Annotated in this window: 14 protein-coding genes; 10 read left to right on the top strand and 4 right to left on the bottom strand. The window is 58.3% G+C overall.

From position 1 onward, the window contains the following. The first annotated feature begins 300 nt into the window (after window positions 1–300). From VGK48_13710 to VGK48_13685, 6 genes are all read left to right on the top strand, one after another. Window positions 301–492 (top strand): type II toxin-antitoxin system HicB family antitoxin, encoded by a 192-nt coding sequence (locus tag VGK48_13710; GenBank protein ID HEY2382229.1) that lies wholly within the window; start codon window positions 301–303, stop codon window positions 490–492. A 27-nt stretch (window positions 493–519) separates the two neighbouring features. Continuing rightward, window positions 520–678, top strand: coding sequence for a type II toxin-antitoxin system HicA family toxin (locus VGK48_13705; protein HEY2382228.1), 159 nt, complete (start codon window positions 520–522; stop codon window positions 676–678). Window positions 679–837: 159 nt separating this feature from the next. Beyond that, window positions 838–1,044, top strand: a complete 207-nt coding sequence (locus tag VGK48_13700) for a hypothetical protein (GenBank protein ID HEY2382227.1) — start codon at window positions 838–840, stop codon at window positions 1,042–1,044. Between the two features lie 205 nt (window positions 1,045–1,249). Continuing rightward, a complete protein-coding gene (locus VGK48_13695) occupies window positions 1,250–2,002 on the top strand; it encodes an SDR family oxidoreductase (GenBank protein ID HEY2382226.1) in 753 nt (250 codons plus the stop codon). A 183-nt stretch (window positions 2,003–2,185) separates the two neighbouring features. Further along, the gene (locus tag VGK48_13690) at window positions 2,186–2,392 is read left to right on the top strand and encodes a hypothetical protein (GenBank protein ID HEY2382225.1); all 207 of its coding nucleotides are present in this window, start codon (window positions 2,186–2,188) and stop codon (window positions 2,390–2,392) included. Between the two features lie 120 nt (window positions 2,393–2,512). Beyond that, the gene (locus tag VGK48_13685) at window positions 2,513–3,046 is read left to right on the top strand and encodes a heme-binding protein (GenBank protein ID HEY2382224.1); all 534 of its coding nucleotides are present in this window, start codon (window positions 2,513–2,515) and stop codon (window positions 3,044–3,046) included. A 235-nt stretch (window positions 3,047–3,281) separates the two neighbouring features. Here VGK48_13685 and VGK48_13680 read toward each other — a convergent pair whose 3' ends face one another. Both VGK48_13680 and VGK48_13675 read right to left on the bottom strand, forming a co-directional pair. Then, window positions 3,282–3,848 carry a hypothetical protein gene (locus VGK48_13680; GenBank protein HEY2382223.1) on the bottom strand — a complete coding sequence of 189 codons (567 nt, stop codon included), beginning with the start codon at window positions 3,846–3,848 and terminating at the stop codon, window positions 3,282–3,284. A gap of 59 nt (window positions 3,849–3,907) precedes the next feature. Next, complete coding sequence (locus tag VGK48_13675) at window positions 3,908–4,255, bottom strand: DUF1835 domain-containing protein (protein HEY2382222.1); 348 nt, start codon at window positions 4,253–4,255, stop codon at window positions 3,908–3,910. Here VGK48_13675 and VGK48_13670 point away from each other — a divergent pair. Then, the gene (locus tag VGK48_13670; GenBank protein HEY2382221.1) at window positions 4,254–4,496 is read left to right on the top strand and encodes a hypothetical protein; all 243 of its coding nucleotides are present in this window, start codon (window positions 4,254–4,256) and stop codon (window positions 4,494–4,496) included. The genes VGK48_13675 and VGK48_13670 overlap by 2 nt on opposite strands. Before the next feature lie 15 nt (window positions 4,497–4,511). On the opposite strand, the gene VGK48_13665 is transcribed toward VGK48_13670, so the two are convergent. After that, on the bottom strand, window positions 4,512–4,928 hold the full coding sequence (locus VGK48_13665) for a cupin domain-containing protein (protein HEY2382220.1): 417 nt from the start codon (window positions 4,926–4,928) through the stop codon (window positions 4,512–4,514). Between the two features lie 640 nt (window positions 4,929–5,568). Here VGK48_13665 and VGK48_13660 point away from each other — a divergent pair. Then, the gene (locus VGK48_13660) at window positions 5,569–5,997 is read left to right on the top strand and encodes a hypothetical protein (GenBank protein ID HEY2382219.1); all 429 of its coding nucleotides are present in this window, start codon (window positions 5,569–5,571) and stop codon (window positions 5,995–5,997) included. Between the two features lie 76 nt (window positions 5,998–6,073). Here VGK48_13660 and VGK48_13655 read toward each other — a convergent pair whose 3' ends face one another. Further along, on the bottom strand, window positions 6,074–9,103 hold the full coding sequence (locus VGK48_13655; GenBank protein ID HEY2382218.1) for a carboxypeptidase regulatory-like domain-containing protein: 3,030 nt from the start codon (window positions 9,101–9,103) through the stop codon (window positions 6,074–6,076). A gap of 413 nt (window positions 9,104–9,516) precedes the next feature. Here VGK48_13655 and VGK48_13650 point away from each other — a divergent pair, with 413 nt between their 5' ends. Further along, window positions 9,517–11,910: a DUF1592 domain-containing protein gene (locus tag VGK48_13650; protein ID HEY2382217.1), complete on the top strand. Its 2,394-nt coding sequence runs from the start codon at window positions 9,517–9,519 to the stop codon at window positions 11,908–11,910. A 17-nt stretch (window positions 11,911–11,927) separates the two neighbouring features. Then, a complete protein-coding gene (locus tag VGK48_13645) occupies window positions 11,928–13,241 on the top strand; it encodes a DUF1552 domain-containing protein (GenBank protein HEY2382216.1) in 1,314 nt (437 codons plus the stop codon). The last annotated feature ends 5 nt before the right edge of the window (window positions 13,242–13,246 follow it).

Here is a 13,246-nt window from a genome sequence, read left to right as displayed (position 1 = left end):
TCTCAGCGTGATTCGAGGGGGCCGGCAATCAGGGATTCCGGCTGACAAAACTTAGGCGAATGGTGTGCCGTGGAAATTCAGGCTAGAGCTTCTAACGCATCATCGAGTGGTATCGTCTTCATGGGTTAATTCCTTCTCAAGAGTTTTTCATATCCAGTCCGATAGACTTAATTCGTTCAATACCCTTCTCAACTTCTAAACTCGGGAAGGATGCGCTGAATTCAGGCCGATTCAGTGCACCCTTTTTATTCCGCAATTAATTAGCGCAATTGGCGTAATCGGCGGCCTAAAATGAAGCTTATGAAGACTGTCAAATTCGTACATTGGCAGGAACAAGAGGGATGGATCGGATACCTGCTGGATTATCCGGACTATTGGACGCAGGGAACTTCGCTTGAAGATCTGAAAGATCACCTTAAGGATCTCTATAGCGAGATGACCAGCGGGAACCTTTCAGGAATTCGTAAAGTCGACGATTTAATTGTCGCATGAAACGAACGGACCTCATTCGGGTCCTGGATAAAGTTCGGCTGTTCCCTCATCCGCCATGGCAAAAAGCACGACTGGTACACAAACCCGAAAACAAAGGTTTCCCAACCAGTCCCGCGACATAACGAGATCAAGGAGGGTTTGTCAGCCCACATTATCAAGCTTCTGCGCAATCCCGAGGATAAATAGGTAGAGGCTCAACCAAATCAGGCGGGCGCTAAGGCGCTCACAAAAACTAGAACGCGAGGACGTCGCGTGCTCAAGCTCCCGCGCAGAGGAAATGCCCGATCGACGGATTTGGCCGACGCGACCTCGAATGAGAGGCGCGGCCGGACGGGAACGGGGAATATGAGCGAATCCGCGGGCAGTAAGCGCGGACTCAACACGCCGACCGCAATCGGGTCCGGCGATTGCGGCAACGCTGCGGTTGCCAGCAAGATCTTCTTCGCCCAGCTGAGATCGCACTCTATGCCGCCGCAGAGTATCGCGCGGATTCTTGTCTTCAGGTCCGATCCGGTGACGCTCGCCGCGCAATGCAGCGGCGACTCCAGATAAGCTTTTACAGACATGCATCAAAGGGAGTGCTGATTTCCGCAACCGTTCACGGCGCTCTGTGCGCCCTCATTCCCCGGGAATCTACGGATTGAGTTGTGAACGCATTCCTGCCATCCTTTTTAAGTGGAGACGCACTGGCTCGTGCTTTCTTGCTCGATGATGGGGCGCAACCAAACGTGTGACGTTAACTGAAGGGAGACACAAAATGAAGATCGTCGTGATTGGAGGCAGCGGCCTCATTGGAACCAAGGTTGTAAAGACACTGACCGAAAAGGGTCACGAGGTCCTTGCTGCCTCGCCAAAGACCGGGGTCGATGCCACGACCGGTCGGGGTCTGGCCGAGGCGCTGGCCCGAGCAGCGGTGGTCGTGGACGTCTCGAACTCTCCGTCCTTCGAGGACGCGGCGGTCCTTTCCTTCTTCGAGAACTCGGGCCGCAATCTCGCGCGCATGGAAAAAGAGGCCGGTGTGCGTCATCACGTCGCACTCTCGGTGGTCGGAACCGATCGCCTGCCGGACAGTGGGTATTTGCGCGCAAAGCTGGCCCAGGAACGGCTCATCAAAACATCGGACATCCCTTATACGATCATCCGGGCAACGCAGTTCTTCGAATTCCTGGGCGCGATCGCCGCCGCCGGCGCCGACAGCAAACGTGTTCGCCTGTCGAATGCCAGTTTCCAGCCCATCGCTGCCGACGATGTTGCCAAGGCTGTGGCGGACGCTGCGCCTGGCTCGCCTGTCAACGGTATCATCGAAATCGCAGGGCCCGAACGGCAGCCGATGAGCGAACTGATTGGACGCTACCTCAAGGCAACCGACGACCCGCGTGAAGTCGTCAGCGATCCACAGGCGCGTTATTTCGGCGCTCTCCTTGACGATCGCTCGCTGGTGCCCGGCGACGATGCCCGGCTTGGGGCAATCCGCCTGGAGGATTGGCTGCGCCAGCCGAAGGCGGCATAACAAGGTCGTTAAAAATACTAAACAGAAGGCGCAACAACAGTCGGAGTGAAACTCGCGTCTTTATTTCTCAACGATCCGACGGCCAACGACATGCCGATCGTCGAACCGCCAAACCTTGGACGCCCTCGGCCTTGTTCCATTCCAGATAAACCCTCATTACATGGACGCGAAATCGAGGGTCACATGGGAGAGACCCGCGACGAGCGGCGCATGGAGTTCACGCACGCGAACCCCGGCGTTCCCGTCCCAGGCAGACGCGAAGGCACGATGCTGCGAATCGATGGTTCGGAACTGAGGCTTCTGGGCGGCACACCTGCCCGGCTCTTCGTTAAAGGGGAACTACCACGCGACATCGCGTCCAACGAGTCTTTCAGCTTTCTCCTGCACTAAAAACGAACGGCGTGTCGCGAAACTTTCAGTATGAATTCACCTGATTATCGCGATCTTTCGGAGTTGACGAACCGTGCACCTCTAAGTAGGCTCATGCACACCCATAGAGAGGAGCATGCTATGCAGAGGTTGGTCCCGGTCGGTTCGATTCTGATCGTGTTTGTTTTTGTGTCCTTCGTAATTGCAGCTCAGGCTCCACAAGGCGGCGGGCGCGGTCAGGCCGCGCCCGCAAAACCCGTCGGGGTCGATGCAGCGACAGCGAAAAGGATGATAGCCGCAGCGGAGGCCGCTGCTGTTGCTGCGAATGCACAAGTCGCGATCGCGATCGTCGATGGCAACGGCGATCTTGTTTATTTTGAAAGAATGGATGGCGCCTCGGCCAGAGCGGTCACAAGTTCGCAAGGCAAAGCACGTGCAGCGTTGCTTCTGGGTGTGCCGACCAGAGAAGCTCAGGAGTCGATTGCTGCCGGCAAGCCCATTCCGGTAACGCTCACTGCACCTCCCGCGGGCGCATGGGAGATCACAATTGGGCAGGGCGGGTTGCCGATTCTTAAGGACGGAAAAGTTGTAGCTGCGATCGGCTGTGGCGGATCGCTGCCCGCGAATGACGAGAAGTTCTGTCAGGCGGGTATTAACGCGATTGGAGGCAAATAGGCGCTAAAGGGGGCAATTCCGGGTCCGCGGACGGGTTCAACGTGGACGTCCTAACGGGACAGACGATTTTCTGATTTTTCGGCGATCGATTATTCTTCCAGTTTTTGTTGAACGCTTCGGAGATGCCGCAGGTATCCAATTTCTTTGTTCTAGATGCGCGACCTATTTAGCAATCTCGCGATCTCCGAAAGTGTTCTTGGTTCCGAATTTCGCCGGGAAGCGCGGGCCGCTTGAGCTATCGATGGATAATCCGCTCAGACGCGCGATCGCAGCGCCATGGGACGTTCTCACCCTTAAGGTGAACGCCACCGAGCCATCGATCGATGCCGTTCAAGCGGATGTGGTCCGCGCGACCCTCAATGACGTCTCGTCCTGTTTCTGTGATCCTGACGTCTACTCGACCTTGCTGGGCCGTGTCGGATATCTTGACGAGCGGATGACGAGCGTTGTGCAAGTCGGCCATCAGCCGGTAGAACGAGTGTTCTCCCATGAAGGCCTGCTCCTCCTGACGCTGTACCGCGACAAAAAGCTGTCCGCCAGAGAGCGACTCATGCTCCCGAAGGACAGAAAGAGCCTGCGGCTCCGTGCGGGACAAACCGCCGTTGACAGCGGGAAACTGTTCCAGATGACGTTGCAGTGCCGTGTTAATAAACGGTAACCCAGAAGTATCGTTCTCGATAAAGCGCTGAATGTCCATGGGATCAGGCGACGTGAATGCATGCCATGCCGTCTGCGCGATGCGATACTGCAGTTCACCGACGGGAAGTCGCGTGTCGGCGAGCGAGGCCAGTTGGTTCGCCATCAGTGCTCCAAGCCCGCGAAAGTGATCCAGGGCGGGGTAGCGCCCGATGCAGATGAGGCTCAGCTTTGCGCCAGCTGAATTCCGGCGGCTGAACCAATCGAGCACACTTTGATAAGGATCAACTGGTTCGAGAGGCTATTGTCGAGCCAGATGACCGCTTCCTCATATTGAGAGAAAGCGGCGAGCGTATCCTGGCACTCGTCCAGATATTCCCGTGCCTCCTCCGGAGTGGCGCGTAGACCCGCTTCGGGCATGAAGCGGGCGCGGACCTCGCGCCACATTTCCGCGTTAAGACCAGCCGGTGCCGGTCCTTCGTACATCAAGTCACCGTAGACTCTGACATTCCCGGGTATCCCTGATTTCCTCAGCGTTCCTGCTACTGACTCACCATCAGTGATATGAAGCATGGCCCGTAGACGGCGGTCGAATGCAAATCGCGGGCCGGTGCTGATCTGGCTCAATCTCCACAGCAAAGAAGAAGTGAATGAGCTTTATGACTTGTGGTGCAAGAGCCAGTCGAAATTGCTCTCAGCGCCGGAGTCGAAACCGTGGGGGTTACATGAGTTCACGGCCGCGGATCTGGACGACAATCTATTTCGTGTGTTTTATGACTTTGCCGGTCCTGCACGGTGGCCGGATACCCGCTGATCGAAACGTGCATCGCTACGCGGGCCTGTGCTGCGTGCCTTGACCAGCGGTGATCGCCAGCAGCTTTGACGGTGTACGTACTTTAGCGGTGTGCCACACGCCCCTGGGCACGATCAGCACCCGGCCCGCAGCCAACTCGATTTCGCGTGGCCCCGCAGCTTCCTCGAAGCGGAATGTCACAGCGCCTTGCAGCATCACCAGCACCTCATCGCCTGCCGGGTGCATCTCCCAGTTTGTCCAGTCGGAGACCATGTCCAGCGCGGAGAACAGTCTCCCATGTTCGCTGCCGATAAGCCGGCGAATGCCCGCGTCCGCAGGATTACCCGACATCAACTGCCCCCAGAAATCTCCGCCGCCGGGAAGTGTGACCGCCTCGCCGTCGGACTCGAGCAGCAAGTAGTTCTTGAATAGATCGATCGTATCGTCTGCCATGTTTCACCCCGTACCGTGCAGAAACCGGCGCGGTATCCACAAAATAGTAGCAGAGCTTGCTACGGCTGCGAACCGCATGAGGGGGCGGTTGGTGCGCATTGGCCAAGCGCTACGATACTCCAGCTCGTCCGGTTGGCACTGCAATCTCTGGCCAGGTTACGAGGATAGGCAGCGTCCGCGAAAATAACGGGACACGTCTTATCGTGGCGCCCGAGGGTTTATTCTTAGAAGCGATGCTACTTTTCCGTTTCCAAGGCCGGCACTTCTGATTCCCCGGGACATGATTCGGGCGTGCGCCAGCACAAGATGCTCTGGCGGCCCCTTTATGAACTTGACCTTGCGGGAGTTACCTCAATTCGGATTAAAAGTAGGGATATCAGGCGCTCCAGTCAAAATTAACCATCCCGCACATTGGTTAGCTCCTGAAGTTTTGAGAGCCTATATATAAGGTCGGGCAGGGAGTTTTTTTAAAATTTCCAGATGTATTGCTGCATTCACGAATGTAAGCATACATCCGCCGATGTATCCCTGCATTCGCCAATGTATCGCTGTATTCCCGATTGCAGGCTTACATTCGCCAATGTATCCATACATTTGCGAATGTTTCCGTACATTCGCAAATGTACGCGTGCATTCCAAAATGCAACCGTACATGGTCGGATTCCGTCCAGCCGGAAGCCGGCCGGTTCCTCGACGTCAATGGGAAGCCGCTTTACCGCGTCAGCCACGATCTTTGTGTTCCCGGCTTCCAGGCTGCGACGTCTACCAGGACGAAGAAGTCGCCGGTTTCGAAGCCTTCCGTTCGCTTACTTCGGGTCCCGAGCACGGCGTCATCAAGGCCAAACTCGTGAAAATTGCGGGCGCGGTCCGCTACCTCGTGCAATGGGGTGTGGTGCCTCCGGGCGGCGGCACTCCGGCGTCATGGACGACCCTGCCAATCGCCCAGGTGAGATCTGCGACGACGATCGCCGGTCTTACTCCCGCCACCACCTACGTCTTTCAAGCCCGCGCCGTCACTCCGAACGGTTATACCGGCTGGAGTGATCCCATCATCCGCGTCGCCCTGTAAAGCGGCAAAAGGGGAACCATCCGGTTCCCCTTTTGAGAATATTGGATCATTGCATGATCCAATATTCTTAAAGGAGCTAAAAGTCCCAGCGGCCGCCGAATTTAATGAGGCGGCCCACGATGACGGACGTGGGCAGGAGCCACGCGCCGCCGTTGGTGCCGGAATACGTGGCGCTCTGCGCGAGTGCGGCATCCGAGTTGAAGGCGTTATAGATGTCGAAATTCGCATCCAGCGAGCCTCTTTCCCCGAACTTGAAGATGCGGCTGAACCGGAGATCGACCTGGTTCAGGCGATCGCCATAGTCGCTGCCGGCCTTAATCGTATTAAACGACTTGTTGCCGGCCACCGTGGCTGGACGGCCGAGTGCGCTGGTGACCTGCGCCTGGGTGTAGAGGACGGTTGCCTGCTCGGACGGTCCGGGCAGACTCTGGTAGTTGGCGCTGAACCGGACGTTCTGCCACGGCAGCGTATACTGCCCGAGCAACTTGTATTGCGGCACCTCGCCGGTGAGAGCGTGACAATATTGCAGCGGGTTCGCCCCCAGAATGTACGGCAGCTTCGCCACGATCTGGCAGTTGTCCGTCAGCGTCCGGCCAAACGTGATACCGCCGCTCATGGTCACGCCGTGAACCTGCCGCATGCTTCCGACGATGTCGAAACCATTGTAATGCTGGAACTGATTACCGAATCTTGAGGCGGCGGTGATCAAGTTGTTCGTTGCCAGCGGCGAGAACCCCAGAGAGGTTGTTCCGGGGTTGACGTCATAGAAAGTCAACGTTTGTCCGGACGACGGTATCCGCGAATCGGTCGGCACCGTCAGATTGTACGACGTGTAATCCACCGCAGCCTGGTCCAGGTTCTGTGTGAGGGTGAAACCACCATTGACGCGGCGGTAGTACGTGATGCCGGCCGACACGTTGCGTGCAATCTGCTGTTGCACGCCGGTCGAGAACTCCCAGTTCCACGGACGAACATTCCAGCCGTGCAGCAAGGCCGGATCCTCCTGCGTGATCGCGGTCGCACTGCCAAAGGCCGGCGTCTGCCATGGCCCGCAGTTTCCGTTCGCATTTGGATTTAACAGGTTGCAATTGCTGGCGTCGCCGTTCGCCACAGTCCTGGCGGTGTTCGTCGCGAAGGCCGAGCCGGGATTGAGCGCGCTGGCGGTCGCGACCGTTTCTCCGGCAACGCCGCGCGCGGCCGATGCCCTCAGCGCCGTCTTCCCGTTACCAAAAAGGTCGTATGCGGCGCCGAACCGCGGATTGGTATCCCTCCAATTCACGACATTCGCGCCGGGGATGATCTGAATCGGACGGTTGGGGACGAATTGTGATGGAGAGAGCGTGGTCGGACTGTACGACTCCTTCTGCAAATCGAGGCGGAAGGCGCCGGTGAGCGAAAGGCGGTTGATCTTCCAGCGATCTTGCAGGAAGAGGCCGGCATCGTAGTTCAGATTCCCCCTATACCTGCCGGGCGGCGCATAAATCGTGATCTGGTTGAGCACGTACCCGAGCGTGCGGTAGGCAATGGGGTTGGTCACACCGCTGCTTAAAGGCCACCAATATTGCTCCCGGAAGCCCCGCTGCAAGTCAAAGCCGACCTTGAAATTGTGCGTGCCCGTCACGTAGCTCGCGGTCCCCCGGGCGTCGTACATGTGCATGGGGTTGTCTGCGACGGCATTGGGAGCGACGGGCCCATAGGTAACCGGCGCGATCACCGTGCCGGCAGGCAAGCCGAATTGCGCAGTGGTCAACGTGGTGCCCTGCTCCGTGACCCGTACTGCCGTGCCAGCGGAGTTGTTCGCAAAAGGTTCCGGCGCCCACTTGTCGGAACTGTCCTGGTAGTTGTAACCGCCCTCGACAATGAGACGGCTCGACGCGGTGTAGTTCGCCGCGACCTGATACATGCGGCCCGGCCACGTCACTTGTTCCACTGATTCGGGAGAGACGGCGGAGCTGAGATTACCGGGATAGTATGGCCACCACTTGCGCTGCATAACGCCGAACCCGTTCACTTTCAGCTTTGGCGTCACTGCCAGAGTCAATCGCAGGGTGTTGTCCCATATGAAATTCGGGTTGTACCCCTGCTGTGGGGTCGCAACGCGTACAAGGTTGGTGGGCGTCGGAAGCGGATTCTGGTCATAATAAGCGCCGGCGGCCCAGGTTTGGTTTGTCTGATACCGCTCCGTCCCGTAGAACCACAAACGGTCTTTGAGGATGGGTCCACCGAACGATCCGTTGAAATCGTAGAGCGTCTTTATGGCCGTCACCGACGTCAAGCCCAGCGCCTGGAGCCGAGTGGTCAGATTGTTGCTTTGCAGCGCCGGCGACGACCCGTTCACGAGAACCGTACCCGAAAAGCCATTGCCGCCAGATCGCGGAATCGAGTTGCTCGTCACACCGAGGGACACCGCATCGCCGCCCTGGCCCGAGATCTGGACGTCCACTTCGTCGTACAGGAGTGGTGACAAGGTCTGCTGTGTGCGGCTGCCGCCCATCATATTGCCGATGCGCACGCCGTCCAGCAGTTGCACTTCATCGTTGCCCGTGCCGCCGTGCGCGCTGAGCTGCGCGCCAACCGGGGAGCCCGACGAACCGCCGACGTCCTGGCCGCCGCTGATGGTGACGCCCGGCATCATCGCCGCCAGCTGATACATCGTGTCGCCGTTGGGAATCGCCTTGATGACGTCCGGAGTGACGGCGCGGTCGGTGATCGTGCCCGAGGTGTCGATCAACGGCGCCTCCGCAGAAACGGTGACCGTTTCCGCAGCCCCGCCTACTCTCAGCTCCGCGTTGATCGTCGCGGTAAAGTTGGCCAGAATGTCGACGTTCTCGCGCTTGAGCGCGTTGAACCCCGGCAGCGTGAACGTCACGCTGTAGGTGCCCGGTACAAGATTGATGATGGCATATTGGCCTCTTTCGTCCGTGACGGCCGATCGAATTTTTTCGATCAGCGCCGGACTGGCGGCTTCCACGCTGACTCCGGGTATAACCGCGCCGGACGCGTCCTTGACCAACCCGGCAATCGTGCCGAGTGTCTGTGCATGGCCGGTGACCGCGATTGCCACCATTATGAGAAAACCGAACCCGACTCTCTTCGTCTGCAGCATGGGGGTTGCTCCGTGATTGTAGGACGTTGAATTGTTTCCGACTGATAGCGCGAGGTTGTAACGCACCGTTCGTTCATCGTCAAGTTAAAATTCGTAAGAGGAATCCTATACGCGGCGTTTCAGCCAGAAAACTCGATTTCAACATGAGGTGTAAGCGACCCCCTGCCGGCCGTGCGGCCGGCTGTCCCCCTTGACAGGGGGACAGTTAGACAAACAGCTACTTTCGGCTGTCCCCCTGATACAGAGGGACAGCCGACGCGAAGCGGCGGCAGGGGGTCAGTCACACACTATGCTGCAATCAAGTTGTTCTGCGAATCCGTAATACGAATCCTCTGAGCAATCTCTTTGACCTGCCCCGCCGTTCATTGTAGAGTTCAACACGATATTCCCAAGCTGTAAGCGCAGAGGCCCCCGTGAGAAAACCGTTCTCGATCGTTGTTCTGGCTCTTTCAGGGCTGACGATGACAGCCCTTTGTCAGTCGACGTCTGCCCCACGAGTCGAGGAATCTCGCGCTGCCGTGAATCAGTACTGCGTTACGTGCCACAACCAGCGCACCCGGACGGCGGGGCTGATGCTCGACAAAATGGATTTCACCAGCGTGGCTGCGGGAGCGGAGACCTGGGAGAAAGCCGTCCGTAAATTGCGCGTTGGGATGATGCCGCCGCAAGGGGCGCCACAGCCCGATCCGGCAACGCGGCAAAGTCTGGTGTCCTGGCTGACGGGAGAACTCGATCGCGCCGCCGCCGCGAATCCCAATCCCGGACGGCCGCTTTTGCATCGCCTCAATCGTGTCGAATACGGCAACGCGATTCGGGATTTGCTGGAGCTCGAAGTCGATCCCGCGTCCCTGTTGCCGCCCGACGATGCGGCCTATGGCTTTGACAACGTCGGCGATGTTTTGGGCGTCTCTCCGGTATTGCTGGAACGTTTCATGGGCGCGGCCGGGATCGTCAGCGCTCTCGCGGTCGGAGATCCCGATACGGCGGCCAGCGGCGAGACTTTCCGCATCCGGCAGGATGCTTCTCAGGACGTCCATCTGGAAGGCATGCCGATCGGGACGGTCGGAGGCATCCTCTCCAAAGTGACGCTGCCTCTCGACGGCGAGTACCTCCTGACGGTCCGGCTGTTTCGAACGAATTTAGGCGTCATGCGCGGACTGGAATACGAGCATGAAGTCGAGTACACCGTCGATGGCGTTCGCGTTCACCTCTTCAAGATGGGTGGGGAAGCCGATTTCAATGCGAATCTGGTGAACATGACCAAACTCGGCGATGAGATCGACGAACGCGGCCGGATTCGTATTCCTTTGAAAGCGGGACCACACGTGATCACGGCTGCCTTCGTCGAGCGAACCGCGGCGTATAACCCGACGCGCCTGGAGCCTTTTATCCGCAGCTCGACGGATACGCGCGACACCTCCGGCCTTCCGCATTTCGAAACCTTCACTGTTACGGGTCCATTCGACGCCACCGGGCCGGGAGACACACCGAGCCGCCGCAAAATCTTTGTCTGCAGACCCACGAGCCAGGCCGGCGAGCAGCCGTGCGCGCGGAAGATCGTGTCGACTCTGGCCAGGCGCGCGTATCGCGGCGATCTGACAGAAACGGATATCCGCCGGCTCATGGGGTTTTATGATGCCTCCCGCCGGACGGGAACTTTTGAAAAGGCGATCCAGACTTCGCTGCAAAGGATTCTGGCGAGTCCGAAATTCGTTTTTCACATCGAAACCGATCCTGCGGATGCTGCGCCCGGGACCGTTTACCGCATCAGCGATCTGGAACTGGCGTCGCGGCTGTCTTTTTTTCTCTGGAGCAGCATTCCAGACGATCAATTGCTGAAGGACGCAACGATGGGTCGGCTGCACAGCCCGGCCGGGCTGGAGCAACAAGTCCGGCGGATGCTGGCGGACCCCAAAGCCGAGTCGCTCACCACCAACTTCGCGGCCCAGTGGCTGTACCTGCGCAACCTGAAAAACATGCAGCCGCTTTCGGAAGAATTTCCGGATTTCGACGACAACCTGCGGCAGGCGCTCGAGCGCGAGACCTCGCTGTTCTTCGACAGCATCGTGCACGAGGACCGCAACGTTCTGGATCTGATGACGGCAAACTACACGTTTCTGAACGAACGGCTCGCGAAGCATTATCAGATTCCAAACGTTTACGGCAGCAATTTCCGTCGTGTCACACTGACCGACGAAGCACGTTTCGGACTCCTGGGCAAGGGAGCCGTGCTGATGGTGACCTCGCACACGGACCGCACATCGCCTGTGGTTCGCGGCAAATGGATTCTGGATAATCTTCTCGGCGCTCCGCCCCCGGCGCCACCGGCCAATGTTCCTCCGCTGAATGAGAACCCGCAGCGCGAAGGCAAAGTTCTCACGATGCGCGAGCGCATGGAGGAACACCGGTCCAATCCGGTCTGCGCCAATTGCCATAAGCTGATGGACCCCATCGGGCTGTCGCTGGAAAACTTCGACGCGGTCGGCGCGTGGCGCAACCGTGATGGCGACACCGTCAGGACGATGGGAACGCCGATCGATGCCTCCGGACAGCTTCTCGACGGCAGCAAAGTCGATGGAGTCGTTTCCCTGCGCAAGGCATTACTGAGGCAACCGGATTTGTTTGTGGGAACGCTTACGGAAAAATTGATGATCTTTGCGCTCGGCCGCGGTCTGGCTTATTCCGACATGCCGTCGGTGCGGGCCATCGTCCGGGATTCCGCGCGTCAGAACTACCGTTTCTCTTCGCTGATTTTGGGAATCGTGAAGAGTACGCCATTTCAGAAAAGAATCGTTGCTGGAGACTGAAACAAGGAGGCCATTCCATGTTCGCCACGAAAAAACATATCTCTCGACGGGCAGTGCTAAGAGGAGCGGGAGCCGCCATCGCGCTGCCGTTTCTGGAATCGATGGTCCCGGCCCTCACCGCAACCGCGAGAACCGCCGCAAATCCGCTCAAGCGTTTTGGAGCCGTCTTTGTTCCGCTGGGCGAGCGGCCGGGATTTTGGACGCCGGCAAAGGCCGGGACGGATTTCGAATTCACGCCGATACTGAAGCCGCTTGAACCGTTTCGAAATTCGATGACTCTGGTCTCCGAGCTTTGCGATCCGCTGGATGGCCATGCCGTGACGGTTGCCGCCTGGTTGAGCGGGTCGATTCCATTCAAGACGATCGCGGAAAATGTCCGGGCGGGCACCACGATCGATCAGGTTATTGCCGGCCAGATCGGTCAGGACACGCCGCTCCCTTCCCTCGAATTGGCGACTGAAGATTTCACGGGTTGGATCGGCGGCTGCGACACCGCATACAGCTGCGCCTACATGAACACGATTTCATGGAAGACGCCGACCACGCCGCTTCCAATGGAAATCGATCCGCGGCTTGTATTCGAACGCCTGTTCGGCCGTCCGGGCACCCGGGCGCAACGGATGGAAAGGATGCAGGAGGATCGCAGTATTCTCGATTCCGTCCGTGAAGATGCTGCGGATCTTCAGAAAAAGCTCGGACCGAAAGACCGCGCCCGGCTCAGCGAGTATCTCGATCACGTCCGCGAGATTGAGGAGCGCATTCAAAAGGCGGAGAAGCAGGCAACTGCCAAGGTGACCGTGCCGGACGCTCCGATCGGCATCCCCGAATCCTTCGAAGAGCACGCCATGCTGATGTACGACCTGGCCGCCGTCGCCTACGAGGCCAACATCACGCGCGTCGTGACGTTTATGAAATCGCGCGATGCCAGCCAGCGGGTTTATCCCAACATTGGAGTGAACGAGCCTCATCACGCGATGTCTCATCACGGAAACAATCCGGACAAACTGGCAAATCTGGTCAAGCTCAACACGTATCACGTAACCCTGTTCGCAAAGTTCGTGGAAAGGCTGCAATCGACGCCTGACGGAGATGGCTCACTGCTCGATCATTCGCTGATCCTGTACGGCAGCGGGATGAGCGAAAGCGATACCCATTCGCGCCTGAACATCCCAACGCTTCTGGTTGGCGGCGCCGCGGGTCAGCTGAAAGGTAATCGTCACATTCAGGCCGCAAAGGAAACGCCGTTCGCCAATCTTCTGGTTTCGCTGGCCGACAAGTTCGACTGCGGTATCGACAAGTTCGGCATCAGCACCGGCCGTGTCGAAATATGAAGAGG

The sequence above is a fragment of the Terriglobia bacterium genome, assembly GCA_036496425.1.
In the GTDB taxonomy this organism is placed as follows: domain Bacteria; phylum Acidobacteriota; class Terriglobia; order 20CM-2-55-15; family 20CM-2-55-15; genus 20CM-2-55-15.
This window is presented reverse-complemented; position numbering and strand designations above follow the sequence as displayed.

What these genes read in the sequence shown, in the direction of transcription:
- VGK48_13710 (HEY2382229.1), top strand. Translation starts at nt 301, where the DNA reads ATGAAGACTGTCAAATTCGTACATTGGCAGGAACAAGAGGGATGGATC.
- VGK48_13700 (HEY2382227.1), top strand. Translation starts at nt 838, where the DNA reads ATGAGCGAATCCGCGGGCAGTAAGCGCGGACTCAACACGCCGACCGCA.
- VGK48_13695 (HEY2382226.1), top strand. Translation starts at nt 1,250, where the DNA reads ATGAAGATCGTCGTGATTGGAGGCAGCGGCCTCATTGGAACCAAGGTT.
- VGK48_13690 (HEY2382225.1), top strand. Translation starts at nt 2,186, where the DNA reads ATGGGAGAGACCCGCGACGAGCGGCGCATGGAGTTCACGCACGCGAAC.
- VGK48_13685 (HEY2382224.1), top strand. Translation starts at nt 2,513, where the DNA reads ATGCAGAGGTTGGTCCCGGTCGGTTCGATTCTGATCGTGTTTGTTTTT.
- VGK48_13680 (HEY2382223.1), bottom strand. Translation starts at nt 3,848, where the DNA reads ATGGCGAACCAACTGGCCTCGCTCGCCGACACGCGACTTCCCGTCGGT.
- VGK48_13670 (HEY2382221.1), top strand. Translation starts at nt 4,254, where the DNA reads ATGGCCCGTAGACGGCGGTCGAATGCAAATCGCGGGCCGGTGCTGATC.
- VGK48_13675 (HEY2382222.1), bottom strand. Translation starts at nt 4,255, where the DNA reads ATGCTTCATATCACTGATGGTGAGTCAGTAGCAGGAACGCTGAGGAAA.
- VGK48_13665 (HEY2382220.1), bottom strand. Translation starts at nt 4,928, where the DNA reads ATGGCAGACGATACGATCGATCTATTCAAGAACTACTTGCTGCTCGAG.
- VGK48_13660 (HEY2382219.1), top strand. Translation starts at nt 5,569, where the DNA reads ATGCAACCGTACATGGTCGGATTCCGTCCAGCCGGAAGCCGGCCGGTT.
- VGK48_13655 (HEY2382218.1), bottom strand. Translation starts at nt 9,103, where the DNA reads ATGCTGCAGACGAAGAGAGTCGGGTTCGGTTTTCTCATAATGGTGGCA.
- VGK48_13645 (HEY2382216.1), top strand. Translation starts at nt 11,928, where the DNA reads ATGTTCGCCACGAAAAAACATATCTCTCGACGGGCAGTGCTAAGAGGA.